Consider the following 16,764-nt stretch of genomic DNA (forward strand, 5'->3'; position numbering starts at 1 on the left):
ACGGGCCGGACAGGGAAATTCTGTCCGGCCCGTGCCGCGTTCACGTCGCTCTCCGGTCACGTCGTCGTGCGACGTCTCCGTCCGCCGGGACGCCGCTCCGACGGGCGCGTCACATGGTCGCCCGCCTCCACCGCCGCCGCCCGGCGCTGCGCGCCGAACTCCGCCAGTGCCTCCGCGAGCCGGTGCACCGACGGCTCCGGCGACAGCACGTCGACCCGCAGCCCGTGCTCCTCCGCGGTCTTCGCGGTCGCGGGACCGATGCACGCGATCACGGTCACGTTGTGCGGCTTCCCGGCGATACCCACCAGGTTCCGCACCGTCGACGACGACGTGAACAGAACGGCGTCGAAGCCACCGCCCTTGATCGCCTCACGGGTATCCGCCGGCGGCGGCGACGCACGCACGGTCCGGTAGGCCGTGACGTCGTCGACCTCCCAGCCCAGCTCGATGAGCCCCGCCACCAAGGTCTCGGTCGCGATGTCGGCGCGCGGCAGGAAGACGCGGTCGATCGGGTCGAAGACCGGGTCGTACGGCGGCCAGTCCTCCAGCAGACCCGCCGCGGACTGCTCACCGCTCGGCACCAGATCCGGCTTCACGCCGAAGTCCACCAGGGCGGCCGCGGTCTGCTCGCCCACCGCCGCAACCTTGATCCCGGCGAAGGCACGGGCGTCGAGACCGTACTCCTCGAACTTCTCCCGGACCGCCTTGACCGCATTCACCGAGGTGAACGCGATCCACTCGTAGCGGCCGGTCACCAGGCCCTTGACCGCGCGTTCCATCTGCTGCGGCGTACGCGGCGGTTCGACCGCGATCGTCGGGACCTCGTGCGGCACCGCGCCGTACGAACGAAGCTGGTCGGAGAGCGACGCCGCCTGCTCCTTGGTCCGCGGCACGAGCACCTTCCAGCCGAACAGCGGCTTGGACTCGAACCACGCGAGCTGGTCGCGCTGGGCGGCGGAGCTGCGCTCACCGACCACGGCTATGACCGGCTGATGCCCTTCCGGCGACGGCAGCACCTTCGCCTGCTTCAGCATCTGCGCGATCGTGCCGAGCGTCGCCGTCCACGTCCGCTGACGGGTCGTCGTACCGGCGACGGTGACGGTCAGCGGAGTGTCGGGCTTGCGCCCGGCCGCCACCAGCTCACCCGCCGCCGCGGCGACCGTCTCCAGCGTCGTGGAGACGACGACCGTGCCGTCACTCGCGCCGACCTCGGTCCAACAACGGTCGGAGGCCGTGCGGGCATCGACGAAGCGGACGTCCGTGCCCTGCTCGTCACGCAGCGGCACACCGGCGTACGCCGGTACTCCCACCGCGGTGGCGACACCCGGCACGACCTCGAAGGGAATCCCCTCGGCGGCGCAGGCGAGCATCTCGCGACCCGCGTCCGTGTCCAGACCGGGGTCGCCGGTGACTGCACGGACGACCCGCTTGCCGCCCCTCGCAGCCTCCATGACAAGATTGGCCGCATCCCTGAGTACGGGGATCCCGGCGGTTGTTGATGCATCATCAACAACCGTCAGCTCAGGCGTGCTTACGCTCGCCCGCGCATGGCCGCGAACGACGTCGAGCACAGTCGGCTCGGCGATCAGTACGTCGGCGACGGCGAGCGCTTCGACAGCGCGCAGGGTCAGCAGACCGGGGTCGCCGGGACCGGCACCCAGGAAGGTGACGTGCCCGTGCGGCGGAACGGCCGGCAGTTTCGAGGTGGTGGGGCTCAAAGTGCTCGCTCCCCCATAAGACCGGCCGCACCCTTGGCGAGCATCTCGGACGCGAGTTCGCGACCGAGCGCGATGGCGTCGCCGTGCGACGTGGGTACGGGACCGGTGGTGGACAGCTGCACCAGCGCGGAACCGTCGGTCGTGCCGACGACGCCCCGCAGGCGCATTTCGGTGACAACCTGTCCGTCGGCCAGCAGGTCGGCCAACGCACCCACAGGTGCGGAGCAGCCGGCCTCCAGGGCGGCGAGCAGGGAACGCTCGGCGGTCACGGCGACCCGCGTGTGCGGATCGTCGAGCTCGGCGAGTGCGGCGACGAGCGCGGCGTCAGCCGCGGGACACTCGATCGCCAGTGCCCCCTGGCCGGGGGCCGGCAGGACGAAGTCGACCGACAGGAAGTCGGTCACCTCGTCGATCCTGCCGATGCGGTGGAGTCCGGCAGCGGCGAGCACGACGGCGTCGAGCTCCCCCTTCCGTACGTATCCGATCCGGGTGTCGACGTTTCCGCGTATCGGCACGGTCTCGATGCGCATCCCGTGGGAGCGGGCGTACGCGTTGAGCTGCGCCATGCGGCGCGGCGAACCGGTGCCGACGCGGGCGCCGTTCGGCAGCCGGTCGAAGGTGAGTCCGTCGCGGGCGACCAGCGCGTCGCGCGGGTCCTCCCGCTTGGGGACCGCGGCGAGCGCAAGCTCGTCGGGCTGCGCGGTCGGCAGGTCCTTCAGCGAGTGGACGGCGAAGTCCACGTCGCCGCGCAGCAGCGCGTCGCGCAGTGCCGCGACGAACACGCCGGTGCCGCCGATCTGCGCGAGGTGCTCACGGGAGGTGTCCCCGTACGTCGTGATCTCGACGAGCTCGACGGCGCGGCCGGTCAACTGGCGCACCGCCTGAGCCACTTGCCCGGACTGGGCCATGGCGAGCTTGCTGCGCCTGGTCCCGAGTCTCAGTGCCCTCTCGGTCATACTCGCCCTCGGTTCTTGACGTCTGCGTCATTCAGATCGGCCCGGCTGACGGAGGCGACCGTCTCCGGGTCGAGGTCGAAGAGGGTCCGCAGGGCGTCGGCGTACCCGGCACCGCCGGGCTCGCTGGCCAACTGCTTGACCCGCACAGTGGGCGCGTGCAGGAGCTTGTCCACCACGCGGCGCACGGTCTGGGTGATCTCGGCGCGCTGCTTCTCGTCGAGTCCGGTGAGCCGACCGTCGAGTCGGGCCATCTCACCGGCGACCACATCGGCGGCCATGGTGCGCAGGGCGACCACGGTCGGGGTGATGTGGGCGGCACGCTGGGCGGCGCCGAAGGCGGCCACCTCGTCGGAGACGAGGGAGCGGACCTGGTCCACGTCGGCGGCCATCGGCGCGTCGGCGGAGGCCTCGGCGAGGGACTCGATGTCGACGAGCCGGACACCGGCGAGGCGGTGGACGGCGGCGTCGATGTCCCGGGGCATGGCGAGGTCGAGCAGCGCGAGCCGCACGGGCCCGTTGCCGCTGACAGCGGTGGTGCGGGCGGGGGCGTGCGCGGCACGGGAGGCGTTCTCCACCCAGGCCGCGTGCTGCACGAGGGAGTCGTCGAGCCCGACGGGACACTCGGAGCCTGGGGCAACATCTGCACCGCGCTCGTCGGCGCCCGCATCGACGCGGTCGCCACCGGCATCCCGGTCCGTGTCGGCGACCGCGAGCCGCTCGGTCTCGGCCCGGTCGGCCCCGGCCGTTCCCGCGCCCGGCAGAGCCGCCAGATCGTCCGTGCCGCCCGGCAGCTCGGCCACGCGGCCGTCGCGTGCCGCGGCTGCGGCCAGGCGGGCGACAACGCTGCCCTCGGGCGCGCGCAGGTCGGCGACCCGGCCCGCATCCGGCACCACGTGCTGCGCGAGCGCCGTGGCGACGGCCTCGGCAGTGAGAACGAGGCCCGTCGCGCCGGTGCACGAGACGGCCACGTCGGCACGTGTCAGTTCGTCGGCGACCGCGGACATCGGCACCGCGTGCGCGCGGACGCCGCCCGGCTCCGACAGTGCCGCGGCCAGCCGCTCGGCGCGTTCCGTCGTCCGGTTGGCGATGACCAGTTCGCGGACGCCGAGCCGCGCCAAGGTGGTCGCGGCGAGCGAGGACATCGAGCCGGCACCGATGACCAGTGCCCGCTTGTCGGACGCCCAGGTGTCGACCGGCGCACCCGCGGCGAGCTGCTCGAGACCGAAGGTGACGAGCGACTGCCCGGCCCGGTCGATCCCGGTCTCGCTGTGGGCGCGCTTGCCGACCCGCAGCGCCTGCTGGAACAGGTCGTTGATCAGCCGCCCGGCGGAGTGAAGTTCCTGCCCGAGCGCCAGCGCGTCCTTGATCTGGCCGAGGATCTGGCCCTCGCCGACGACCATCGAGTCCAGCCCGCACGCCACCGAGAACAGGTGGTGCACCGCCCGGTCCTCGTAGTGCACGTAGAGATAGGGGGTGAGCTCCTCCAGCCCCACCCCGCTGTGCTGCGCGAGGAGCGTGGACAGCTCGGCGACGCCGGCGTGGAACTTGTCCACGTCCGCGTACAGCTCGATGCGGTTGCACGTCGCAAGGACGGCCGCCTCGGTCGCGGGCTCCGCGGCGAGGGTGTCCTGCAGCAACTTGATCTGTGAATCGGTGGGCAGCGAAGCACGTTCCAGCACGCTCACGGGAGCGCTGCGGTGGCTCAGCCCGACGACCAGGAGGCTCATGCCGGCATCACGGCGGGCAGATCCCCGTCGGGTCCCTTCCGGCCGGCGGCACCCGCCGCGGCCTCGGCCTCCTCGCCGGCCTTCCGCTGCTCGTGGAAGGCGAGGATCTGCAGCTCGATCGAGAGATCGACCTTGCGGACGTCGACACCGTCGGGCACGGAGAGCACGGTGGGGGCGAAGTTCAGGATGGAGGTGACACCCGCGGCGATCAGACGCTCGCACACCTGCTGGGCGGCGCCCGCCGGCGTGGAGATGACGCCGATCGACACTCCGTTGTCCTTGATGATCTTCTCGAGCTCGTCCGTGTGCTGGACGGGGATGCCCGCGACGGGCTTTCCGGCCATTGTCGGGTCGGCGTCGATCAGCGCGGCCACGCGGAAACCACGCGACGCGAAGCCGCCGTAGTTGGCGAGCGCGGCGCCGAGGTTACCGATACCGACGATGACAACCGGCCAGTCCTGTGTCAGACCGAGCTCACGGGAGATCTGGTAGACGAGATACTCGACGTCGTAGCCGACACCACGGGTCCCGTAGGAGCCGAGGTACGAGAAGTCCTTGCGTAGCTTCGCGGAGTTGACCCCCGCGGCGGCCGCGAGCTCCTCGGAGGAGACCGTGGGTACAGACCGCTCGGAGAGCGCCGTCAGGGCGCGCAGGTACAGCGGAAGCCTGGCGACGGTGGCCTCGGGGATTCCTCGGCTACGGGTCGCCGGTCGGTGATTTCGGCCAGTTGCCACGGTGCTCCTGCGGGATGAGCGAGGCTGCAGGCGGCCGTGTGTCTCAAGACCGCCCCGTCGAATGCAGGCTATGTCTTTGTGAACGCGTGCACAAAGATGGTGTCCGTTTTGTCCGTGCAAAGTGACCGGGGTCACGCGATCCGGGGGCCGGATCCAGGAACCACGGACCACCCCGGTCCGTTCGGGCGCCGAAGAGGGCAAAGCGGTACACACCCTTCACGATTCTGCCCCCGAGGCCGCCTGGCTCCGCCTACTCTGCCCTGTCGCGACCCTGCCCCGATAGAGCCGTGCCTGGCGGAGAAATCCAAGCAAAACGACCATGATGGTAACCGCCTTCCGTGGTGTCAGCCCTCCAGAGCGCGGCGCAGCCGGCCGGCGTCCACGCGCCAGAAGGTGTGCTGCTCGCCGTCCACCAGCACCACCGGGATCTGCTCCCAATAGGCGCGGTGCAGCTCCTCGTCCTGCGTGATGTCCCTCTCCTCCCACGACGCACCGGTCTGCGCGCACACCGTCTCGATCACCACCCGCGCGTCGTCGCAGAGATGACACCCGGGCTTGCCGATTAGCGTGACCACCCGCTCGCCGGCCTTCTTCTTCGTACGCCGCAGCACAGGACTCATGAGCCCATTCTCGCTCCACCGCCGATCGGCTCCTTAACAACGCGGTCGCAGATTGTTCACGCCATCGCATCCCGGCAGGTCGGGAACCACCGAACAGACTGGCTATGCTCACGTCATGGCCGCACTGGGATGGCTCACCCCCCGCAGGCGCTCCGCCACCGCACGCAGCGTGCTCGCCGGCGAAGCCGCAGCCGAGGCAGCCCGCAAGTCCTCGCAGACGATCGAGGCGCTCCAGGACCTCGAGGGAACGGCGGAGACGCGCGCTGCCGCGGAACCCGAGTTCCCCGTTGCCGGGGACGTCCACGCCGCCGCGTTCTTCGATCTCGACAACACCGTCATGCAAGGTGCGGCGATCTTCCACTTCGGCCGCGGCCTGTACAAACGGAAGTTCTTCCAGCGCCGCGAACTGGCCCGGTTCGCCTGGCAGCAGGCATGGTTCCGGCTCGTCGGCGTCGAGGATCCGGAACATATGCAGGACGCCCGCGACAGCGCCCTGTCGATCGTGCAGGGCCACCGGGTCTCCGAGCTGATGAGCATCGGCGAGGAGATCTACGACGAGTACATGGCCGACCGCATCTGGCCCGGCACGCGCGCCCTGGCCCAGGCCCACCTGGACGCGGGCCAGAAGGTCTGGCTGGTGACGGCGGCCCCGGTGGAGACGGCGACGATCATTGCCCGCCGCCTCGGTCTGACCGGCGCGCTCGGCACGGTCGCCGAATCGGTCGACGGCGTCTACACGGGCAAACTCGTGGGCGAACCGCTGCACGGCCCTGCGAAGGCGGAGGCGGTCCGCGCCCTGGCTGCGGCGGAGGGCTTCGACCTGTCGCGCTGCGCGGCGTACAGCGACAGCCACAACGACATCCCGATGCTGTCCCTGGTGGGCCACCCCTACGCGATCAACCCGGACACCAAGCTGCGCAAGCACGCCCGCGAACGGGACTGGCGCCTGCGCGACTACCGCACGGGCCGCAAGGCGGCGAAGGTCGGCATCCCGGCCGCGGCGGGCGTCGGCGCCCTGGCCGGCGGCACCGCGGCAGCTGTCGCCCTGCACCGCCGCCGCCGCTGACCCGCCCACGGGCGCGCCCGCGCGTGTCGCCACACCGAATCTTCGTTCTTACCGGGGCACGCCCCCGGCCAGTCCCGTTGTCCCGGCGCGGCCACAAGCCACCGCCCAATACGACAGATCGCGCATCACTTCGATCAACAACCGCTCACAATGTGCGACTTGTTCCGTCGTCAAGGCGTAACAGAAGCGACGGAAACGGCGATTTGAGCAACTGGGTGTAGCACTGCCTGTACGAAGCGTTATTCTCCTCAGACGCATGACGGACCCCATCAGTCATCACGACGGGTGAACGGTCCCGCACTGCACGTGATGGAAGCTCTGCCTCTGGGAGTCCCGTGTACCCACACGTCGGGGTTGACGCCTCGGGCCTGGCTACGCTGCGCGCAGCGGTCCTCGACCACTTGCGCGGCTTCGTCCCTGCCGCGTACGCCGTCCCCGCCTTCGCCACGCCCGGCCTCGCCGTCAGCGGCCCGGCCACCCCCTGCTACGCCCTCGCCGACGGCATCGACAAGGGCCCGGCGCGCAGCGCTGTCGTCGAGGGGCGGCGATCGGTCGACGGACGGGCGGTCGCCAGACGCGGCGGACGCAGCGCCTCCGGCGCCTCGACCACCGCCCGCCGGCCCAGCGCCGACAGCGACAGCGCCCGCATGATGGACCTCGTCGAGCGCGCCCAGGCGGGCGAGGCCGAGGCCTTCGGCAGGCTCTACGACCAGTACAGCGACACGGTCTACCGCTACATCTACTACCGCGTCGGCGGGAAGGCGACTGCGGAGGACCTCACCAGCGAGACGTTCCTGCGGGCACTGCGCAGGATCTCCACCTTCACCTGGCAGGGCCGCGACTTCGGCGCCTGGCTGGTGACGATCGCCCGGAACCTGGTCGCCGACCACTTCAAGTCGAGCCGCTTCCGCCTGGAGGTCACCACCGGCGAGATGCTCGACGCCAACGAGGTCGAGCGCAGCCCGGAGGACTCGGTCCTGGAGTCCCTGTCGAACGCCGCTCTGCTCGAAGCCGTACGCAAGCTCAACCCCCAGCAGCAGGAGTGCGTCACTCTCCGCTTCCTGCAGGGCCTGTCCGTCGCCGAGACAGCCAGGGCCATGGGCAAGAACGAGGGCGCGATCAAGACCCTTCAGTACCGGGCCGTCCGCACGCTGGCCCGACTGCTGCCCGACGACGCACGCTGAGCCGTGCCGTACACAGCACCCGAAGCCCCACGACAACGCCGCAGAACCCCCGGAAAGCCCGGGACACCCCCACCGACCCCTACCCAACTCACAATCGGTGACGCCTCGATGACGCACTGGTCCGATCATCTTTCGCGCGTAACCCAAGTGCCGCGCCGCTCGTTGTGCGGGATGCAGGCTCCCTGTGGACACGCCATGTCCGCAGCCACTCACTCATTCGTGTGGTTGTGCTCAAGGCGTGCAACCCTCCAGACCCCCAGGGGAGTCGATCGTCATGACGAGAGGAGGTGCCGCCAGTGATCGCGAACGTTTCGGCGCACCGGCGGGCGAGCGCCTTCGCCCAGGCCTTGGAAGATCAGGCGGCCGATCAGCCCGAAGAGTCGGTCGAAGAGACCGGGCACGAAAGGCTGTTGAGCCTGGCGCACGGTCTCGGCGAACTGCCGAAACCGGAGATGGACCCCGAGGTCAAGGTGGTGCAGCGGGCCCAGCTCGTGGCAGCCATGGAAGCGATGATCGCCGAAGGAGGTGTGCCCGAGGGCCCTACGGTGCCCGAGCAGCGGACACACGGCCGCGGCGCCCATCGGGCCTCCCCGCTCCGGAAGTTGCGACCGCGCTCCCGCTGGTCGAAGGGGCTCGCGGCCGGCGGTCTGACCGTCGGTGTGGCCGCGGGCGCGTTCAGCGGAGTGGCCGCTGCCAGTTCCGACGCCCTGCCCGGTGATTCGCTCTACGGGCTGAAGCGTGGCATGGAAGACCTCAAGCTCAACATGGCGGACGACAACTCCGACCGTGGCGAGCTCTATCTCGACCAGGCCTCCACCCGCCTCAGCGAGGCACGCCGACTGATGGAGCGTGGCCGCTCCGGGAGCATGGACCACGAGTCGCTCGGCGAGGTCCGTCGCACGCTCACCGGCATGAAGCACGACGTGAGCGAGGGCCATCGCCTGCTGCGCGCGGTGTACGAGCGCGACGGCTCACTCGGCCCGATGGCCACACTGAACTCCTTCTCCCGCTCGCACCGCGACGTGTGGAACGGACTGCGCGACCAGCTGCCCGCCCAGCTCACCGACGTCGGCAACGAGGTCAGTTCGGTGTTCGACGCCATAGACGAAGAAGTCGGCCCGCTCGAGTCCCTGCTGCCGCGTGCCCCCGAGACGGAGGCCCCCGGTTCGCAGAGTCCTGGCGCGCCACAGGGTTCCGGTAGCTCCACCGGCCCCGGCCGTACGTCCCCGTCGGCGTCCGACTCGGGCGGCGGTCACCCGGGCGACGACAACAGGCCCCGCCCGTCCGGTTCCAGTTCCGCCACCGGCGACGGCAGCCTGATCGGCGGGAACACCGGCGGTCTGCTCGACCCGCCGGTGGACGCGGGCTCGTCCCCGCCCGGCAGCGAGTCGGACCCGCCCGGCCCGGACGTCACCATCCCACCGCTGCTGCCGGGCATCCTGCCGGGCCTCGGCTTCGACGCCGAGGACGACTGACAGGAGCAGGACCAGAGGAGGGGTGCCCCGGCCGGGGCACCCCTCCTCTGCCGTTTCGGTGGAACGTCTGTGCCGGCCCCTCAGAAGAAGACCGAACGGCGCTGCACCAGCAGCTTGTAGAGCGTGTGCTGGATCTGCTCCCGCACCTGATCCGTCAGGTTGAACATCAGCATCGGGTCCTCGGCAGCCTCCGGCGGATAGCCGTCCGTCGGGATCGGCTCCCCGAACTGGATGGTCCACTTCGTCGGGAGCGGCACCGCCCCGAGCGGCCCCAGCCACGGGAACGTCGGCGTGATCGGGAAGTACGGGAAGCCCAGCACCCGGGCCAGCGTCTTCGCGTTCCCGATCATCGGGTAGATCTCCTCCGCACCCACGATCGAGCACGGCACGATGGGCGCACCGGCCCGCAGCGCCGTCGACACGAAGCCGCCCCGCCCGAACCGCTGCAGCTTGTACCGCTCGCTGAACGGCTTCCCGATGCCCTTGAAGCCCTCCGGCATCACACCGACGACCTCACCGCGCTGAAGCAGCCGTTCCGCGTCCTCGCCGCACGCCAGGGTGTGCCCTGCCTTGCGCGCCAGTTCGTTCACCACGGGCAGCATGAAGACCAGATCGGCGGCGAGCAGCCGCAGATGACGCCCGGCCGGATGGTTGTCGTGGACGGCGACCTGCATCATCAGCCCGTCCAGCGGCAGCGTGCCCGAGTGGTTGGCCACCACCAGCGCCCCGCCCTCTGACGGGATGTTCTCGATGCCCTTCACCTCGACGCGGAAGTACTTCTCGTACAGCGGCCGCAGCAACGACATCAGGACCTGGTCGGTGAGCTCGGAGTCGTAACCGAACTCGTCGACCTCGTAATCACCGGTCAGCCGGCGACGCAGAAACGCCAGCCCTCCCGCGATCCGCCGGTCCCAGCTCCCGGCGCCCGCCTCGGCCGGCTCCCCCGCGTCCGTTCCTCCGGCCGACGCAGCCACCACGGCCTTCGCCGCCGCCGTGGGCAAGCCCTGCTGCTCCGGCAGCGGTGCCGGAGCCACCACCCCACGCGCGCCCACTCCACGCACCTTCGGATCACGGTCCTTCGGCTCGCGCACCGCCGCGTCGCGCGCCACGACGTCGCCCGCCGCGACCGGGTCGGCCTTGCGCCGACCCGCCCCGGACGGGCGCCGGCGCGCCGGTCGCTGCGCACTGCCGCGGGAACGGTCGTCGTCGAAGGGAATGACCTTGGCGTCCGCCATCGTTGGCTGCGCTCCTTTTCCGGGCTATCCGGCGCTGTGCGTCGTCTCGCTGTGCGTTGTCGTCTCTGCGGCAGACCCCGCACCGCGCCCGAAGGGCAGTGCCGCCGCCACCTGGTCCACCGCCTTGGCCACGGTCTCGGGCGGGAGCAGCCCGGGCCCGCGGCTGCGCGCGAAGTCCGCGAAGGTCTCCGCCGTCGTGTACTGCGGCCGGAAGCCCAGTGTCTCGCGCATCTGCACCGTGCTGACCACACGGCCGTGGGTGAGCAGGTGGATCTGCTCGGGTGAGAAGTCCGTGATCCCGACCGTGCGCAGCGCGGAACCCACCCAGGTGACCGCGGGCAGCAGCACCGGCATCGTCGGCCGCCCCAGCCGCCGCGAACACTGCGACAGGGTCAGCACACCGTCCCCGGCGATGTTGAACGTGCCGCTGTTGAGCGTCCCGCGGCGCGGCTCGTGCAGCGCGATCCGCAGCACGTCCATCACGTCGTCCTCGTGGACGAACTGCAGACGCGGGTCGTAACCGAAGACGGTCGGCATCACCGGAAGCGCGAAGAACTCGGCGAGAGGCGAGTCGGCACACGGCCCGAGGATGTTCGCGAAACGCAGTACGCACACGGCGACGTCCGGGCGGCGCCGGGCGAACCCGCGCACGTATCCCTCGACCTCGACGGCGTCCTTCGCGAAGCCGCCGCTCGGCAGCGACTTGGGCGGGGTGGTCTCGGTGAACACGGCCGGATCGCGCGGCGCGGATCCGTACACGCTCGTGCTCGACTTGATCACCAGCCGCTTGACCGTCGGCGACTTCTGGCAGGCGCCGAGCAGCTGCATGGTGCCGATGACGTTGGTCTCCTTGACGGCCGTACGGCCGCCCGCGCCCAGTGGCGTCCCCGTCACGTCCATGTGCACGACCGTGTCGACGGAGTGCTCGGCAAGGACCCGTGCAATGGCCGGCTGGCGGATGTCGGCACGGACGAATTCGGCTCCGCCCAGGTGGTGTCCGGGCCCCATCGCATCGACACCGATCACCCGCTCGACCTCGGGATCCCGCTGAATGCGCCGTACGAGACGGCCACCGAGCTGCCGGGCCACACCGGTGACGAGCACGACCTTGCCCAAGATCAGCGCCTTCCCCTAGATCCTGGCGTCACCGTAGCGCGTCGATGTTGCACTGTGATGACCGCACGGCGCACTTTTGCCACGACCTTTCTTTTCACGCCCCTCCCATCTGTCCACACCCACGCACCTCTTTCCGCCCCCTGTCACTCGTTCGCACCACCGCCCCAACAACGGCGCAGGCCCCAGAACGCACCTCGGCCCTCCCACCGGGCTGGTGGGAGGGCCGAGAAAATGCGTTACAGCTGTCGCCTTACTTCTTGTTGCGACGCTGAACGCGGGTGCGCTTGAGCAGCTTGCGGTGCTTCTTCTTCGCCATCCGCTTGCGCCGCTTCTTGATAACAGAGCCCACGACTACCCTCGCTCACTTCTCTTCACTCGGTGCGGGGCGTCTGGGCCCACACGACCTACGTCGGCCTAGCCTACCTGCCGCCGAGTGAGGGACGTAATCCGAGGCCAATCGTCCGGCCCCCGTTACGCGGATTCCACCCCCACGAAGGACTCGCGGAGATACTCATGCACCGCTTGCTCCGGTACCCGGAAGGACCTCCCCACCCGGATCGCCGGCAGATGACCGCTGTGCACCAAGCGGTACACGGTCATCTTCGACACCCGCATCACCGAGGCAACCTCCGCCACGGTAAGAAACTTGACCTCGTTCAGAGGCCTCTCGCTGCCAGCAGCCATGACCCACCTGTACCTTCCGCACCCGACGCGCACCGGCTTCCCCTCCGGTGACTCTTCGTCGCTGTGCGCTCACTGCCCAGACTAGGGGCGGGTGATACGAGTGGGGAAGAGGAGCTGCAATCGGCCGCCTACTGTGACAGACACGCTCGATTGAGTACATAGCGCGCCAGAGGGCGGTAGTAGTCCGACCGAACGGCGTCATCAAGCGGAACCGCGACCGACACCTGCCCCTCGGCCTCGCCGACGAACAACGCGGGATCGTCCGTATCGGCCAGCCCGATCGCCTCGACACCCAGCTGACCTGCCCCGCAGACCCAGCCGTGGTCCCCGACGACCAGCTCGGGCAGAGGACCGCCGGCCGCGGCTGCCGCCTGCAACGCGGCCCTAACCGGCAGCGGGGAATGGCTGTGCGCCCCCGCCTCGGGAGATCCGCTTTCACGCAGCAGGGCCACTCCTCTTACGTACTCGAGGCTGTGGGTACGTACGCCGAACCGGGTCGTTATGTCGACACATCGCCCCTGCGCGGGTGTGAGAACGGAACCACCCGCCGCCGACACCGCGTCTGCCAGACCTGCGTAGAACCCGAGCAGGCGGTGCGGATGCCCGGTCCCGAACAGCACCGGCGCCCCTCGGCGCACCGTCTCTCCCAACCGCCCGGCGAACGCGTCCAGGGCGCGCAGCGTCAGTTCCGGATCGATGACATCCTGTCCGGCCGCACACGCCGGATCCGCCGACACACCGCACTTGTCGGCCATCAACGCGATCAGATCCCGCTCGTTCCACGTCCACAACGGATCGAGCCCGATCGTCACCCTCGGATCACGTGCGGCGAAGGCGCGATAACTGCGCAGGCTCGCCTCACGCGAGGTTGCCACGTCCCCGGCCAGCCGCGCCGCCAGCAGATGCGCCCGCAGCGCCCCGGTGCTCAACACCCTCCCGATGCTGGCGCACCCGCCCGGCCGACGAAGCAGAACTCCATGTACGCCCCACAGTTGGCGTAATCCGGCCCCTGCGGTCGCTCTGCTGCGCTACGCCAGCAGCCCCCGCAGCGGGAACGAAGCCCGCCGCGTCGCCAGGATCGCCTGGTCCAGGCGGTCCGCGGGGTCGTACCCGTCCTCCCAGGCCCGCCAACTCACCGGCCAGCGCCCGTCGGTCATCCGCGCCGGCCCCAACTGCCGCGTCCGCGCGTACACCTCGTCCCGCCACGACGACGGGATCACCGACTCCGGATCCACCGGCTCGTGCGCCGCGATCCCCACCAGATGCGTCCACGAACGCGGAACCACGTCCACCACCTCGTAGCCCCCGCCCCCGAGCGCGATCCACTTCCCGTCCGCGTGCGCATGGGCCAGGTCGTGACACGCCACCTGTACCGCGCGCTGAGCGTCCAGCGACACCGCCAGATGCGCCAGCGGATCCTCGAAGTGCGTGTCCGCGCCGTGCTGTGTCACCAGCACCTGCGGCCCGAATTCCGCCAGCAGCTCCGGGACCACCGCGTGGAAGGCCCGCAGCCACCCCTCGTCGCCCGTCCCGGCCGGCAGCGCCACATTCACCGCCGTGCCCTCGCCGGCCCCCGGGCCTCCCGTCTCCTCCGGCCAGCCGGTCTGCGGGAACAGCGTGCGCGGGTGCTCGTGCAGCGAGATCGTCAGCACTCTCGGGTCGTCCCAGAAGGCCGCCTGCACGCCGTCGCCGTGGTGGACGTCCACGTCCACGTAAGCGACCCGCTCGGCGCCCAGCTCCAGCAGCCGCGCGATCGCCAGCGACGCGTCGTTGTAGATGCAGAACCCGGACGCTCCACCCGGCATCGCATGGTGCAGCCCGCCCGCGAAGTTCACGGCGTGCGCGGTCTCCCCGCGCCACACGGCCTCCGCAGCACCCACCGACTGCCCGGCGATCAGCGCCGACGCCTCGTGCATGCCGGCGAACGCCGGATCGTCGAGCGTGCCCAGCCCGTACGACTGGTCCGCGTTCCGCGGGTTCTCGGACGCGGCGCGGACCGCGGCCACATAGTCCTCGCGGTGCACCAGTCTGAGAGTCGACTCCCCGGCAGGCTTGGCGGCCACCACGTCCATGGCACGGTCGAGCCCGTACGCCCGCACCAGCCCCATGGTCAGTGCAAGCCGCACCGGATCCATCGGATGGCTGTCCCCGAAGTCATACTTCGTTACCGCCTCGTCCCACATCAACAACCCGCGGCCGCTCATGCCCGTCACCGTATCGGGCGGGCAACGCCCCGAACGACCTGGCATGCACCAGCGTCGCGAGGACGAGCACCATCGGCACCAGCATGGCCCCCCGGTAGCTCCACGCGTCCCCGAGCGCCCCCACCAGAGGGGACCCGACCAGGAACCCCACATAGTTGAAGACGTTGAGCCGCGCCACGGCCGCATCGCTGTGCCCCGGAGCGTCGCTGTCGGCCGCGAGCCGCCCCGCCGCCGCGAACGTCAGGGGAACGATGACGCACAGACCGAGCCCCAGCAAGGTGAAGCCCAGCAGCCCCACCCACGCACCGGGCGCCGCCGCGACCACCGCGAACCCTGCCGCCGCCAACACCGCCCCGGCCCTGACGACTGCCGCGGCCCCGAACCGCCGCACGCCCAGATCGCCCACAGCGCGGCCCACGAGCGTCGTCACCATGTAGGCGTTATACGGAACCGTCGCCAGCTCCTCCGAACTCCCCAGCACGTCCTGCAGGTACTTCGCGCTCCAGTTGGACACGGTCGAATCCCCGATGTACGCGAACGTCATCACCAGGCACAGCGGCATCAACAGCTTCCACGCCACGCCACCGCCCTCGCGCTCCCCCGCGCTCCCCACGACCACGCCGCCAGGCGCCTGGTCCACGTACCACCGGCTCCCCGCGAACACCGCCGGCACCAGCACCACGACCACCGGCAGGTACGAGACGAACAGTGCAAGATCCCAGTGCGCGCCTGCCCACGCGAGCGAGGCACCGGCGATTCCACCGAGGCTGTACGCCGCATGGAAGCCGAGCATGATGCTGCGCCCGTACGCCCGCTGAAGGCCGACGCCCAGCATGTTCATCGACGCGTCCAGCGCGCCGACCGCAAGCCCGAACACCCCCAGGGCGACAGCCACCTGCCACAGCTCCCGCCCGGCGGCGACACCGAGCAACGACAGCAGCACCACCGGCTGGGACCACCGGAGCACCACGCTCGCGGACACGCGCCGCACCACCCGCTCGGTGAGGACGCTCCCTACTCCGGCCAGGATCGGCACGGCCGCAAGGAACAGCGGCAGCAGACCGTCGGATATCCCGTACCGGTCCTGCACGGCAGGGATACGGGTCACGAGAAGAGCGAATGCGACGCCCTGCGAGAAGAAGCTGAACGCCAAGGAGGCGCGCCCACGGCGCAACCGCGTATCCGTCATGGCGGCACAGCGTAAGCCCGCGACCTACCGAGGGGTAGGTGGATCACGCGAGCAATGCAGGCAGCTCCGCCATCGCTCCGAAGTGTCCCTGGGCACCGGCAAGCCGCTCGGCCGGCGTCATGGCGGTGAAACCGTAGACGTCCATCCCGGCTGCGAGCGCGGCCTGGACACCGAGGCGGCTGTCCTCGACGACCACACACCGATCCGGCGAGACGCCCATGCGCTCGGCGGCGTGCAGGAAGAGGTCGGGCGCCGGCTTGCCCCGGCCGACGTCCTCGGCGCTGAACACGACCGCGTCGGAGAACCAGCGGTCCAGCCCCGTCTTGCGGTGTCCGACCCTGATCCGCTCATGACTCCCGGATGATGCGACGCAGTAGGGCGTCCCGTCGGCGTTCAGCTTCTCCAGTACGTCGGTAGCTCCCTCGACGACGGTCAACTCCCGCTCGAAGGCGGCGAAGACGCGTGCGTGCAGGGTCTCGTCGAAGTCCTCGGGAAGCGCCTGCCCCGTCCGCTCGCGCACGATGTCGTGCACCCGGTGCACGGCCGCGCCCATGTAGTCGCGCAGGGACTCCTCGTACGTAGTGGGGTGTCCCAACTCGGTGAGGTAGGCGGAGAGGATGGTGTTGGAGATGGGCTCGCTGTCGACGAGCACGCCGTCGTTGTCGAAGATGACGAGGTCATAGCGCATGCGTACGACCCTATCCCTCGTTCTGGTGATAAACGCAGAAAAGCCCCGGAACGGTGTTCCGGGGCTTTCCCACAATGATTGTTCGGCGGCGTCCTACTCTCCCACAGGGTCCCCCCTGCAGTACCATCGGCGCTGAAAGGCTTAGCTTCCGGGTTCGGAATGTAACCG

Annotated in this window: 16 protein-coding genes and 1 rRNA gene; 3 read left to right on the top strand and 14 right to left on the bottom strand. The window is 70.1% G+C overall.

The features are described 5' to 3' along the window. Positions 1-56 precede the first annotated feature (56 nt). The 5 genes from AC067Z_RS12305 to AC067Z_RS12325 all read right to left on the bottom strand — a co-directional run bounded on the left by AC067Z_RS12305 (position 57) and on the right by AC067Z_RS12325 (position 5,755). Positions 57-1,718 carry a bifunctional uroporphyrinogen-III C-methyltransferase/uroporphyrinogen-III synthase gene (locus tag AC067Z_RS12305; RefSeq protein WP_478789401.1) on the bottom strand — a complete coding sequence of 554 codons (1,662 nt, stop codon included), beginning with the start codon at positions 1,716-1,718 and terminating at the stop codon, positions 57-59. Continuing rightward, positions 1,715-2,674, bottom strand: a complete 960-nt coding sequence (hemC, locus tag AC067Z_RS12310) for a hydroxymethylbilane synthase (protein ID WP_478789402.1) — start codon at positions 2,672-2,674, stop codon at positions 1,715-1,717. The genes AC067Z_RS12305 and hemC overlap by 4 nt, the downstream gene beginning before the upstream one ends. Beyond that, a complete protein-coding gene (locus AC067Z_RS12315; protein ID WP_478789403.1) occupies positions 2,671-4,401 on the bottom strand; it encodes a glutamyl-tRNA reductase in 1,731 nt (576 codons plus the stop codon). Before AC067Z_RS12315 ends, hemC begins: the two co-directional genes overlap by 4 nt. Continuing rightward, positions 4,398-5,135, bottom strand: coding sequence for a redox-sensing transcriptional repressor Rex (locus tag AC067Z_RS12320; RefSeq protein ID WP_478789404.1), 738 nt, complete (start codon positions 5,133-5,135; stop codon positions 4,398-4,400). The genes AC067Z_RS12315 and AC067Z_RS12320 overlap by 4 nt, the downstream gene beginning before the upstream one ends. Positions 5,136-5,479: 344 nt before the next feature. After that, positions 5,480-5,755 carry a glutaredoxin family protein gene (locus AC067Z_RS12325; RefSeq protein ID WP_478789405.1) on the bottom strand — a complete coding sequence of 92 codons (276 nt, stop codon included), beginning with the start codon at positions 5,753-5,755 and terminating at the stop codon, positions 5,480-5,482. A 115-nt stretch (positions 5,756-5,870) separates the two neighbouring features. Here AC067Z_RS12325 and AC067Z_RS12330 point away from each other — a divergent pair, with 115 nt between their 5' ends. The 3 genes from AC067Z_RS12330 (at position 5,871) to AC067Z_RS12340 (ending at position 9,480) form a co-directional block, all read left to right on the top strand. Next, positions 5,871-6,821, top strand: coding sequence for an HAD family hydrolase (locus AC067Z_RS12330; RefSeq protein ID WP_478789406.1), 951 nt, complete (start codon positions 5,871-5,873; stop codon positions 6,819-6,821). Positions 6,822-7,156: 335 nt separating this feature from the next. Further along, a complete protein-coding gene (locus AC067Z_RS12335; protein ID WP_478789407.1) occupies positions 7,157-8,005 on the top strand; it encodes an ECF subfamily RNA polymerase sigma factor, BldN family in 849 nt (282 codons plus the stop codon). A 296-nt stretch (positions 8,006-8,301) separates the two neighbouring features. Further along, on the top strand, positions 8,302-9,480 hold the full coding sequence (locus AC067Z_RS12340; RefSeq protein ID WP_478789408.1) for a DUF5667 domain-containing protein: 1,179 nt from the start codon (positions 8,302-8,304) through the stop codon (positions 9,478-9,480). Positions 9,481-9,560: 80 nt separating this feature from the next. On the opposite strand, the gene AC067Z_RS12345 is transcribed toward AC067Z_RS12340, so the two are convergent. The 9 genes from AC067Z_RS12345 to rrf all read right to left on the bottom strand — a co-directional run. Continuing rightward, positions 9,561-10,715, bottom strand: coding sequence for a lysophospholipid acyltransferase family protein (locus AC067Z_RS12345; RefSeq protein WP_478789409.1), 1,155 nt, complete (start codon positions 10,713-10,715; stop codon positions 9,561-9,563). 24 nt (positions 10,716-10,739) lie between these two features. After that, positions 10,740-11,831, bottom strand: a complete 1,092-nt coding sequence (locus AC067Z_RS12350) for an NAD-dependent epimerase/dehydratase family protein (protein ID WP_478789410.1) — start codon at positions 11,829-11,831, stop codon at positions 10,740-10,742. Between the two features lie 250 nt (positions 11,832-12,081). Next, the gene (locus tag AC067Z_RS12355) at positions 12,082-12,180 is read right to left on the bottom strand and encodes a 30S ribosomal protein bS22 (RefSeq protein WP_003948845.1); all 99 of its coding nucleotides are present in this window, start codon (positions 12,178-12,180) and stop codon (positions 12,082-12,084) included. Between the two features lie 122 nt (positions 12,181-12,302). Beyond that, positions 12,303-12,515, bottom strand: coding sequence for a helix-turn-helix domain-containing protein (locus AC067Z_RS12360; RefSeq protein ID WP_014046653.1), 213 nt, complete (start codon positions 12,513-12,515; stop codon positions 12,303-12,305). 128 nt (positions 12,516-12,643) lie between these two features. Further along, complete coding sequence (locus tag AC067Z_RS12365; RefSeq protein WP_478789411.1) at positions 12,644-13,447, bottom strand: phosphatase; 804 nt, start codon at positions 13,445-13,447, stop codon at positions 12,644-12,646. 96 nt (positions 13,448-13,543) lie between these two features. Beyond that, the gene (locus tag AC067Z_RS12370) at positions 13,544-14,719 is read right to left on the bottom strand and encodes an acetoin utilization protein AcuC (protein ID WP_478789412.1); all 1,176 of its coding nucleotides are present in this window, start codon (positions 14,717-14,719) and stop codon (positions 13,544-13,546) included. Next, the gene (locus AC067Z_RS12375; RefSeq protein WP_478789413.1) at positions 14,670-15,908 is read right to left on the bottom strand and encodes an MFS transporter; all 1,239 of its coding nucleotides are present in this window, start codon (positions 15,906-15,908) and stop codon (positions 14,670-14,672) included. Before AC067Z_RS12375 ends, AC067Z_RS12370 begins: the two co-directional genes overlap by 50 nt. Positions 15,909-15,951: 43 nt before the next feature. Further along, a complete protein-coding gene (locus AC067Z_RS12380; RefSeq protein WP_478789414.1) occupies positions 15,952-16,596 on the bottom strand; it encodes an HAD family hydrolase in 645 nt (214 codons plus the stop codon). 80 nt (positions 16,597-16,676) lie between these two features. Then, positions 16,677-16,764: ribosomal RNA gene (rrf, locus tag AC067Z_RS12385) — 5S ribosomal RNA — on the bottom strand; the annotation flags it as partial.

Source organism: Streptomyces sp. NPDC043812, assembly GCF_056436245.1.

Excerpts from the sequence above, each read along its gene's own strand:
- hemC (WP_478789402.1), bottom strand. The coding sequence starts at position 2,674 with ATGACCGAGAGGGCACTGAGACTCGGGACCAGGCGCAGCAAGCTCGCC.
- AC067Z_RS12315 (WP_478789403.1), bottom strand. The coding sequence starts at position 4,401 with ATGAGCCTCCTGGTCGTCGGGCTGAGCCACCGCAGCGCTCCCGTGAGC.
- AC067Z_RS12325 (WP_478789405.1), bottom strand. The coding sequence starts at position 5,755 with ATGAGTCCTGTGCTGCGGCGTACGAAGAAGAAGGCCGGCGAGCGGGTG.
- AC067Z_RS12330 (WP_478789406.1), top strand. The coding sequence starts at position 5,871 with ATGGCCGCACTGGGATGGCTCACCCCCCGCAGGCGCTCCGCCACCGCA.
- AC067Z_RS12345 (WP_478789409.1), bottom strand. The coding sequence starts at position 10,715 with ATGGCGGACGCCAAGGTCATTCCCTTCGACGACGACCGTTCCCGCGGC.
- AC067Z_RS12360 (WP_014046653.1), bottom strand. The coding sequence starts at position 12,515 with ATGGCTGCTGGCAGCGAGAGGCCTCTGAACGAGGTCAAGTTTCTTACC.
- AC067Z_RS12370 (WP_478789412.1), bottom strand. The coding sequence starts at position 14,719 with ATGAGCGGCCGCGGGTTGTTGATGTGGGACGAGGCGGTAACGAAGTAT.
- AC067Z_RS12375 (WP_478789413.1), bottom strand. The coding sequence starts at position 15,908 with ATGACGGATACGCGGTTGCGCCGTGGGCGCGCCTCCTTGGCGTTCAGC.
- AC067Z_RS12380 (WP_478789414.1), bottom strand. The coding sequence starts at position 16,596 with ATGCGCTATGACCTCGTCATCTTCGACAACGACGGCGTGCTCGTCGAC.